General features: G+C 61.3%; 1 protein-coding gene. It reads right to left on the minus strand.

All coding sequences use genetic code 11. From position 1 onward, the window contains the following. Positions 1–1,890: UvrD-helicase domain-containing protein (locus Q0964_RS07440; protein WP_349254442.1), on the minus strand; the 1,890-nt coding region annotated here is incomplete at both ends.

The raw sequence follows: 1,890 nt of genomic DNA on the forward strand, positions 1-1,890 counted from the left end.
GCCGGCGTCAGTAAACCGCAGGGAGGCACGCACAGTTCGGTCAGAATCGTGCTGGAAGAGAGCTAACGCATAGGCGAGCATCTGGGGCCGATAGTGGTCAGCCATCTCGGCGGTCGAGGTTGCCGAGAGGTCATTCGTCTTGTAGTCGATGATGTGGTAGCTGTCGGGCGTCACGAGCAGGCGGTCAATATCCCCAACAATACGAGCCCCGTCAAGCCGGGCCACAACGGAGTACTCATCATAGGTCGCCTGGAGCTTGGTATTGGCCTCAATGTGGTCGGCAAATTCGACCGCATCTGCAGCGTGAGTAACTGCATCATCGAGATCACTCTGCGTGGGCTCTTCCCCGGCCATTCGGCTCAGACGCCGAATCAGTGTTGGCCATTCGTCTCTGGGTGGACGGAGTTCGTTAATTCTGTGTACGACCGTCCCAAATGTTGTCGGACTCAGACCAGCTGACTCGTCGGTTCCCGTGGACCTGTGTCCGTCACCAGTTGCTTCTGCGACCGCATTTACGAGCGTCGTCGCCGCAATACGTTTCGAAGGCGACTGCATCGGTGGTGACGGAATCGAGATTGCTGGATCCGACTCCTCGCTGGTGTCGTCGCTGTCCCAGTCGACTGGACGGGGTGGCTTGCGAATCATATAGCTAGCGCCGTCGATCTCTCCACGAGCCTGTCCGTCTCGCATCGCCTGACCAATGAGTTCACCGTCCAGAAGAGCTGGCTGAAGCCAGTCTCGCCACCGAGTTGCCTCGTCGAACGCAGCGGGCTCGCCGAGTTCGATGGCACCATTATCGGCAACGTCGATCTCGAGTGTCCCACAGAGCAACAGGTGATCTCGCGTTCGTGTACACGCAACATAGAGGAGCCGTTTCGACTCCGCCCGCTCCTGAGGACGCGACCGTCGGTCGGCGTACTCGTGAACGGCCGTCTTCTCGATGGAGAACGCATCGCCCGGATTCGGCCCACCAACCGCCGGCACCGGCGGTGCGTCATCAGTTCCGTCCACGAGTCGAACGTAGCCATGGTCGTCGACGGAGCGGCCGAAGTTGAGATCACTCCCGAGATCGGGAACCGTGACGATCGGGAACTCGAGTCCCTTCGCGGAATGGATCGTCATAATCCGGACGCCCTCGGCGTCACCGGGAATATCTGCCTCCCCCTCACGAGGGTCGATCTCGGCTTGGCGGTCGATCCGATGGAGCAACCCGGCAGCGGTGTGAACACCGTTTTCGCTCCACGTGCGGACCTGGTCGCGGAACTTCTCGACGTTCGCGACGGCCTGTTGACCGCGTTCATCAGCACTCACACTCGCCAGATACCCTGTGTCGTCGATCACTCGGGACAGCAGGCGGTTCCACGGGAGGACACCATCTTCGGACGGCGTCGCACAGCCGCTGAGTGTCCGCCAGGTTGTGAGCAGGTCGAAGGCGTCAGCCAGCTGTGGGTCGTCCGTCTCGGCGAGTGCGTCCCACACTGACGCAGCTTCTGCGACAGCCGGTGCGAGGCGGTCATCGGTGAAGCCAAACAGCGGCGACCGAAGGACCCCGTAGAGGGACACATCGTCGGTCGGGTCACCAAGCACCCGAAGCAGATTCGTCAGCGCTTGGACCTCAGGCGTATCGTAGAATCCGACGCCACCGACGACAGTGTAGGGGATGTCGTACTCTTCGAGGGCCCTTTGATACCGATCCAAATGCGTTCGCCGGCGGAGGAGGATTGCCGTGTCGTCCGGCGTCGCATCACGATGAGCACCTGTATCGGGGTCTTGGACTTGCGGCGAATCGTCGAACAGGTGGGTCAATCGAGCAGCGAGCGCCTGCGCTTCGGCCTCGATGGTATGATCGAGCGCACCGTCGGCGACCGGATGGTCGTCGCCGAAGAGTTC

This window comes from Halorientalis sp., from assembly GCF_028275115.1.
Lineage (GTDB): Archaea > Halobacteriota > Halobacteria > Halobacteriales > Haloarculaceae > Halorientalis.